Here is a 6,986-nt window from a genome sequence, read left to right on the forward strand (position 1 = left end):
ATGCGAAGGACGAAGTTCTCCCTGTCCGAGGACGAGACGCCGACCCACTGGTACAACATCGCCGCGGACCTGCCGGGGCCGCCGCCGGCGCCACCGCTGAACCCGCGGACCGGCAAGCCCCTGACTCGCGACGAGATGGCGCACACCATGCCGGAGCCGCTGATCGAGCAGGAGACCGGCACGGCCCGCACCTACGAGATTCCCGAGCCCGTACGGCAGTTGTACGCGCAGTGGCGGCCCTCCCCGATGTACCGGGCGCACCGCCTGGAACAGGCCCTGGACACGCCCGCGCGCATCTACTACAAGTACGAAGGGGTCGCCCCGACCGGCAGCCACAAACCCAACACCGGCATCCCGCAGGCCTACTACAACAAACGTGCCGGCAAGACGGGCCTGGTCACCGAGACAGGAGCCGGCCAGTGGGGCAGCGCGACCGCGCTCAGCGCCTCCTACTTCGGCATGAGCGCCAAGATCTTCATGGTCAAGGTGAGCTACCGGCAGAAGCCCTACCGCAGGGCGCTGATGGAGACATACGGAGCCGTCTGCGTCCCGAGCCCCAGCCCCGAGACGGCGGTCGGCCGGGCCGTGCTCGCCGATGACCCGGACTGTCCCGGCAGCCTGGGCATCGCCACCTCCGAGGCGCTGGAGGCGTTCGCCCAGGATCCCTCGCTCGGCTACGTCCTCGGCAGCGCGGCCAACCACGTCCTGCTGCACCAGACGGTGATCGGCCAGGAGGCCATCCGGCAGATGGAACTGGCCGACGACTACCCCGATGTCGTGATCGGCTGTGCCGGCGGCGGCAGCAATCTGGCCGGCCTCTCCTTCCCGTTCCTCGGTGCCATGCTCCGCGGCGGCAGGGCGGTACGGGTGATCGCGGTGGAACCGGCGGCCTGCCCCACCCTCACCAAGGGATCGATCGTCTACGACTACGCCGACACCGGCAGGCTCGGCCCCCTGTTCCGCATGCATTCGCTGGGGCACGGGTTCGTGCCGCCGGCGGTGCACGCGGGCGGGCTGCGCGCCCACGGGATCGGTCCGCTCATCAGCCGCGCGGTGGAGGAGCAGCTGATCGAACCCGTCGCGGTCGGTCAGGTCGGCTGCCTGGAGGCGGGTGTCCGGTTCGCCCGCACCGAGGGCATCCTGCCGGCGCCCGAGTCGACGCACGCCGTCCGCGTCGCCATCGACGAGGCGCTCAGGTGCCGCGAGGAGGGCACCCCCCGGACCATTCTGTTCGGTCTGTCCGGGCACGGCCACTTCGACCTCGCCGCCTACGACGCGTACTTCGCCGGCGAACTCGCCGACGCCGCGGCCAGTGACGAGATGCTGGCCCGGGCCGCGGCGACCATCCCGGAGGTGGCCCCCGTATGAGCGAGCGGCGCACTGTGGACCGGGCTGCGACCGCGGCCGGGCAGGCGCTCTCCGCGAGGGCCGGGACGACGGCTGTCGTGGACGCCCACGGCATAGGCGCCTTCCTGCCCGCCGCCCTGGCCCGGCACGGAGTGGACACCGTGCACGTGTGCTCCGACACCCCGGACCTGCAGATGGCCGGTCGTGCGCAAGGCGACTTCGCCGTGGAGATACGGCACCGCGGTGATGTGGCGGCCACGGCTCGCGCGCTGCGGGAACACGGGGTCGGCTTCGTCATCGCCGGCACCGAATCGGGCGTCCTGCTCGCCGACCGGCTCTCCGCCGAACTCGGCACCCCCGGCAACGGCATGTCCCGGCCGGCGGCCAGGCGCGACAAGTACGAGATGGCGGCGGCGGTGCGGGAGGCCGGCCTCGCCACCGCCTCCTGCATCGCCACTTCGTCCCCCGAGGAACTGACGCGGTGGGCCCGGGACCGCGACGACTGGCCGGTGGTGCTGAAGCCGCGCGCCAGCGCCGGCACCGACAACGTCCGCTTCTGTCGCTCGGAGGAGGAGCTGCGTGCGGCGTTCGCGGCCGTGACCGCTGCCACCGACCGCTACGGCGGGAGCAACGCCACGGTCGTCGCGCAGGAATTCCTGCGCGGCGACGAGTACTTCGTCAACACCGTCAGCCGCGGCGGAGCCCACCACATGGTGGAGGTCTGGCGGTACCACAAGAGTCCCGTCGACGGCGACCGTCCGATGTACGACTACGAGGAGCCGGTCCCGCCCGACGACCCGGCCGTCCGCACCGTCGTGCCGTACGTCCTGTCCGTCCTGGACGCTCTGGAGATCCGCAACGGGGCGGCCCACACCGAGGTGGTCCTCACCGCGCGAGGCCCCGTCCTGGTCGAGTGCGCCGCGCGGGCCGGCGGATCCCACGCCCCCGCCGTGGTCTCCGCGTTCCTCGGAACCGACCAACTCGACTGCATGGCACGGGCGATCGCGCACCCCGAGGACCTGGCCGAGGGCCGGCTGCCCCGCTACCGGCCCAGGTCCCATCTGCGCTACGTCACCCTCATCAACCCGTACGAGCAAGCGGTGCTGTCCAAGGAGCACCTGGCCGCGGTGCGCGCCCTCGGCTCCTTCGTCGACCTGGTCCTCACCCTTCCCGAGGGCGCGCCCCTGCCCCGTACCGTCGACCTCTTCACCTCACCCGGTTACCTGTACCTCGCCTCCGCCGACGCCGCCACGGTCGAGGCGGACTACCGACGACTGCGCGACCTGGAGCGGAACGGCCTGTACGAGGTGGCCGTGAGCGGCCGGCCCGCTTCGCTCCCGGAACGCGACACACAGAAAGGCACCCGCATCCCATGACTCAGATCCTGCCCCACCTCGACGGTCTGGCCGACTACCCGGCGGACTGGATCCACCGGGCCAAGCGGATCTTCCCGGGCGAACCCCTGCTCCTGCCGGGCGCGTGCCTGAAGTGGTACGACATCCGCGCAGAGGGGCTGGACGCCACCCCCGAGGTCAGCGCCGAGGCGCGCGACTTCCTCCGGGAGGAGGCAGCGGCCGGACGGCTGGAGTTCCGTCAGGAACTCGGGTTCGTGCTGCTGCACCGGGACGGCGGCAAGTACTTCATGCTCGTCTGCGTCTGGCGGGACAAGAACGAGATGTGGCAGGGCCTGTACTACAAGGACGACGCCGGCTTCCTGCCCTACCCCCCGAAGCCCGGGTTCCTGCGGCCCACACAGAGCATCGAGGAACTCGACGCCACGGCCCACGAGCGGCGCGGCTGGTCCCGCTATCTGCGTTCGGCCCGGGACGCCGCGGCGAAGCAGGCGTACCTGGACGACCTGTGCACCGGCGAGCTGGTCTAGTTCCCATGCCGACGCCACTGGAGGATCTGGTGCAGACATCGCGGACCGGTGTCGACGGCGGCCGCCGGGTGGTCATCCTCGGAGTGGCCGCCAGCGACTCCCATGTCGTGGCCAACCAGCTCATCGCCCGCTTCCTGAGCGACCTCGGCTTCCACGTGGTCAACCTGGGAGCCTGCACCTCCGTCGAGGAGTTCGCCGACGCCTGTGCGGAACACCCGGACGCGGAGGCCGTCCTCATCGGCAGCCTCAACGGTCACGCCTGGGAGGATCTGCGCGAACTGCCGGAGGCCAAGCGGTCGGGACGCATCACCTGCCCGGTCGTGCTGGGCGGGAACCTGTCGGTGGGCAGTCGGAAGGACCCCTCGGCGCACGCCCGGCTGTACGCGTGCGGTGTGGACCGCATCGTGGCGGACCCCACCAGTCTGCCGGCCGTCCTGGACGAACTGCGGGCCGCACGGGCCGTCGGCGCACGGATCGGGTACCCGGCCGCCTCATGAGCCGGCCGTCTCACCTCACCGGTGCGCGGCCCCCGGGACCGGGCCACGGCACCGGCGGGCCGGGCGGCCTGCCCGGCCTGCGGGAGTCTGTCGCCTACATCACCTCGCTGGGCAAACCCACCGTGGCCCAGGTGCTCCGGGAGACCCGCGCCCGAGGGCGCGTGGGCATCCAGCCCCGGTGCGGGGTGGGCGGCCACACGGAGATGAAGGCGCTGCTGGTCGCCCTGGAGCAGGAGGCCGAACCGGACATCCTCAGCGTGACCATCGACTCCCACACCCGGTTGCAGCGCTTCGAACAGGCCGCGCGCACCCTGGCCGCGCGGCCCGGGGACCTCAACGGCTATCCGCTCGTCACCCACGGCTGGCGCCACGGCCGGGAGCTGAACGAGGCCGTCGCGGCACCGCTCGAGGTGCGGCACGGCTCGCCGGACCCCCGGATCCTGTTCGACGTCGCCCTCGCCAGCGGCATCACGTCGTTCGAGGGCGGCGGGATCTCCTACAACCTGCCCTATGCGAAGGCGGTGCCGCTGACCGAGTCGCTCGCCGCCTGGGAAGCCGTCGACCGCCGCTGCGGAGAACTGGCCGACGCGGGTGTCGTGGTCGACCGGGAACTCTTCGGCACCCTCACGGCCGTCCTGGTGCCCCCGTCGGTGAGCCTGGCCGTGAGCGTGCTGGAGGCGGTGCTCGCCGCCCGCGCGGGAGTGCGGTGCATCTCGATCGCCTATCCCCAGGGCGGGCACCTGGCCCAGGACGTGGCCGCGCTGGAGGCCGTCCCGGACCTGGCCGAGCGGTACCTGCCCGGAGACATCGACGTCCACCCCGTCCTGCACCAGTTCATGGGCGTGTTCCCCCGGCGGCGGCGCGACGCGGAGGACCTGATCCTCTACGGCGCCCTCGTGGCCCGCCTCGGCGGCGCCTCCAAGGTGGTCACGAAGACCCATCAGGAGGCGGCCGGCATCCCGAGCACGCGCGCGAACATCGAGGGGCTGCGGCTGGCCGACCGCTGCAACTCCCCGCTGCTCGACTTCCTCTCCGCGGACCGGGAACAGGTGCGGCGGGAGCACGCCTGGATCGTCCAGGAGGTCGCCGAAATCGTGGAACCCGTCCTGGAACACAGGGACGTGGCTTCCGCCATCGCCGAGGCCTTCGAGCGGGGCACCCTGGACATCCCGTTCAGCGCCAGCCGCTACGCACGCTCCCGGATCGTCCCCAGGCGGGATCCCGAAGGCGCCGTCCGCTACCTCTCCGCCGGCGGCCTTCCGCTGTCGGACCGCACACTGGCCCGCCACCGGGACCTCCTGCGGCTGCCCGCCCACTCCGGTCCGCCGACCGCGTCGCTGTTCGCCGGACTGACCGCCGACATCCACTACTTCCCGAACTTGTTCGACGAGGAGTCCTCGTGACCAGACCGAACCGCATCCTCCTCGTGGGAGGCCCGGGTTACCAGCTCCAGAAGGCCAAGGACCTCGGTCTGGACGTGGTGTACGTCCAGACCGAGCAGGACTTCAGTCCCGAGTACCGGGACCTGGTCGACGACGTCGTCCTCACCGACTACACCGACTGGCCGACGCTGCGCCCCCTGGTCGAGAAGGCGTACGAGAAGTGGGGCTTCACGGCGGCCGTCTCACTGACCGAGCCCGGCCTCGACCCGGTGGCCCGCGTCAACGATCTGCTGGGGCTCGGGGGAACACCGTACGAGGTGAGCCATCGGTTCACCGACAAGTGGCTGATGCGCCGCCGCCTCGCCGAGACACCGTCGAGCGGCCTGCGTCCGGTCGCCGCGGAGCTGGTGGACGGCCAGGACAGCCTCGTGCGGTTCGGCGAGACACACGGCTACCCCTTCGTGGTCAAGCCCACGGGCGGCACCGCCAGCTTCGGCGTGACGGTGGTGCAGGACCGCGCCGGAACCGAACCGGCCTGGCACCACGTGCAGCACCTGCGCGACGGCTCGGGGCATCCGCTGATCGGCGCCTATGAGATCGACCGGTTCGTCATGGAGGAGTACGTCGAGGGACCGCTGTACAGCGCCGAGGCGTTCAGCTTCGGCGGCCGGCATGTGGTGCTGGCCGTCACCGAGGCGATCACGGAGAAGCGGAACCATGTCCACGTCGGGCACGCCATACCGGCCCGGCTCGCCACCGACGTCGAAGAGGCCGTCGCCGACACGGCGGTGCGGTTCCTCGACGCCATGGGATTCCGGGACGGCTCGACGCACACGGAGATCATTCTCGGCCCGGACGGCCCGGTGATCTGCGAGTCCCAGAACCGGGTCGGTGGCGCGTTGCTGACCGACATGATCCAGGACGTCTACGGCCACGACCCGATGTCCATGGCGATCGGCTGGCCGATGGGCCTGGTGGAACCGCTGCCGGACCGGCCGGAGCGGCGCGGTGCCGCGGCCAGCTGGCTGCTGCTGGCCGACGAGGGACGGGTGGAGCGCATCGAGGGCCTGGACGAGATCCGGGCGGCTCCGGACACCGTGGCGGTCGACCTGTGGGTGGGGCCCGGCGACCAGGTGCGGCCGTTCGCCGGCCAGTGGGACGGCCTGGGGCACATCGCCGTCCGGGGTCCCGACACGGACACCGCCGTCGCCCGGGCCCGTGCTGCCGCCGGCCGGCTCAGGATTCACACGCGACCCGCGTGACCGTCCTCCGGCCCCGCTCCGGCACCCGGGAGCAGGCCGCCCACAGCGGCGACGGCGGCGGTGAGGGCGTCATCGCCGAGGTTGCCGAAGCCGAGGACGAGTTGCGCCGGTGCGGTGTGCCCCGAGGCGCGGCAGGCGCTCATCCCGTACCGGCCGACGGAGCGTTGCAGGGCCCCGGCCACGACGGCCCGCTCGTCGGCCGCCGCACTGAGGTGGGCGACCAGATGGAAGCCCGCCGCCGCCCCCGTCACCCTGACCCCCGGCGCATGCCGGGCGAGCGCCGCGACCAAGGTGGCACGCCGGGCCGCGTACCGGGCGCGCATCCGGCGCAGGTGCCGGTCGTAACGCCCGGACTCGATCAGCCGCGCCAGGGCGAGCTGGTCCAGGATGGGCGAGCCGCGGTCGCTGAGGTGCTTGTGCTCCGCGACGAGCGGAACGATCGCCGACGGGCACACCAGCCGGCCGATCCGCAGCGCCGGGGCGAGGGACTTGCTCACGGTGCCGGTCGCGATCACCCGGTCCGGGGCGAGGGACTTGCTCACGGTGCCGGTCGCGATCACCCGGTCCGGGGCGAGGGACTTGCTCACGGTGCCGGTCGCGATCACCCGGTCCGGGG

Annotated in this window: 7 protein-coding genes; 6 read left to right on the plus strand and 1 reads right to left on the minus strand. The window is 72.1% G+C overall.

Annotated elements, in window-relative coordinates:
* From ACFYZJ_RS10405 to ACFYZJ_RS10430, 6 genes are read left to right on the plus strand one after another with little or no spacing between them, the layout of a single operon-like run.
* Positions 1 to 1,368 (plus strand): TrpB-like pyridoxal phosphate-dependent enzyme, encoded by a 1,368-nt coding sequence (locus tag ACFYZJ_RS10405; protein WP_388565217.1) that lies wholly within the window; start codon positions 1 to 3, stop codon positions 1,366 to 1,368.
* Positions 1,365 to 2,723, plus strand: coding sequence for an ATP-grasp domain-containing protein (locus tag ACFYZJ_RS10410; protein WP_388565219.1), 1,359 nt, complete (start codon positions 1,365 to 1,367; stop codon positions 2,721 to 2,723). Before ACFYZJ_RS10405 ends, ACFYZJ_RS10410 begins: the two co-directional genes overlap by 4 nt.
* Positions 2,720 to 3,229 carry a hypothetical protein gene (locus ACFYZJ_RS10415; protein ID WP_388565221.1) on the plus strand — a complete coding sequence of 170 codons (510 nt, stop codon included), beginning with the start codon at positions 2,720 to 2,722 and terminating at the stop codon, positions 3,227 to 3,229. The genes ACFYZJ_RS10410 and ACFYZJ_RS10415 overlap by 4 nt, the downstream gene beginning before the upstream one ends.
* Before the next feature lie 5 nt (positions 3,230 to 3,234).
* Positions 3,235 to 3,726, plus strand: a complete 492-nt coding sequence (locus tag ACFYZJ_RS10420) for a cobalamin-dependent protein (RefSeq protein ID WP_388565224.1) — start codon at positions 3,235 to 3,237, stop codon at positions 3,724 to 3,726.
* Positions 3,723 to 5,129: a methylaspartate mutase gene (locus ACFYZJ_RS10425; protein ID WP_388565227.1), complete on the plus strand. Its 1,407-nt coding sequence runs from the start codon at positions 3,723 to 3,725 to the stop codon at positions 5,127 to 5,129. Before ACFYZJ_RS10420 ends, ACFYZJ_RS10425 begins: the two co-directional genes overlap by 4 nt.
* The gene (locus ACFYZJ_RS10430) at positions 5,126 to 6,370 is read left to right on the plus strand and encodes an ATP-grasp domain-containing protein (protein WP_388565229.1); all 1,245 of its coding nucleotides are present in this window, start codon (positions 5,126 to 5,128) and stop codon (positions 6,368 to 6,370) included. The genes ACFYZJ_RS10425 and ACFYZJ_RS10430 overlap by 4 nt, the downstream gene beginning before the upstream one ends.
* Here ACFYZJ_RS10430 and ACFYZJ_RS10435 read toward each other — a convergent pair.
* Positions 6,352 to 6,986, minus strand: a 635-nt coding sequence (locus tag ACFYZJ_RS10435) for an aminotransferase class I/II-fold pyridoxal phosphate-dependent enzyme (protein ID WP_388565232.1), incomplete at its 5' end; no start/stop codon positions are given. The genes ACFYZJ_RS10430 and ACFYZJ_RS10435 overlap by 19 nt on opposite strands.

The organism is Streptomyces sp. NPDC001848 (assembly GCF_042891915.1).
Taxonomy (GTDB): Bacteria; Actinomycetota; Actinomycetes; order Streptomycetales; family Streptomycetaceae; genus Streptomyces.

What these genes read in the sequence shown, in the direction of transcription:
- ACFYZJ_RS10405 (WP_388565217.1), top strand. Translation starts at nt 1, where the DNA reads ATGCGAAGGACGAAGTTCTCCCTGTCCGAGGACGAGACGCCGACCCAC.
- ACFYZJ_RS10425 (WP_388565227.1), top strand. Translation starts at nt 3,723, where the DNA reads ATGAGCCGGCCGTCTCACCTCACCGGTGCGCGGCCCCCGGGACCGGGC.
- ACFYZJ_RS10415 (WP_388565221.1), top strand. Translation starts at nt 2,720, where the DNA reads ATGACTCAGATCCTGCCCCACCTCGACGGTCTGGCCGACTACCCGGCG.
- ACFYZJ_RS10410 (WP_388565219.1), top strand. Translation starts at nt 1,365, where the DNA reads ATGAGCGAGCGGCGCACTGTGGACCGGGCTGCGACCGCGGCCGGGCAG.
- ACFYZJ_RS10420 (WP_388565224.1), top strand. Translation starts at nt 3,235, where the DNA reads ATGCCGACGCCACTGGAGGATCTGGTGCAGACATCGCGGACCGGTGTC.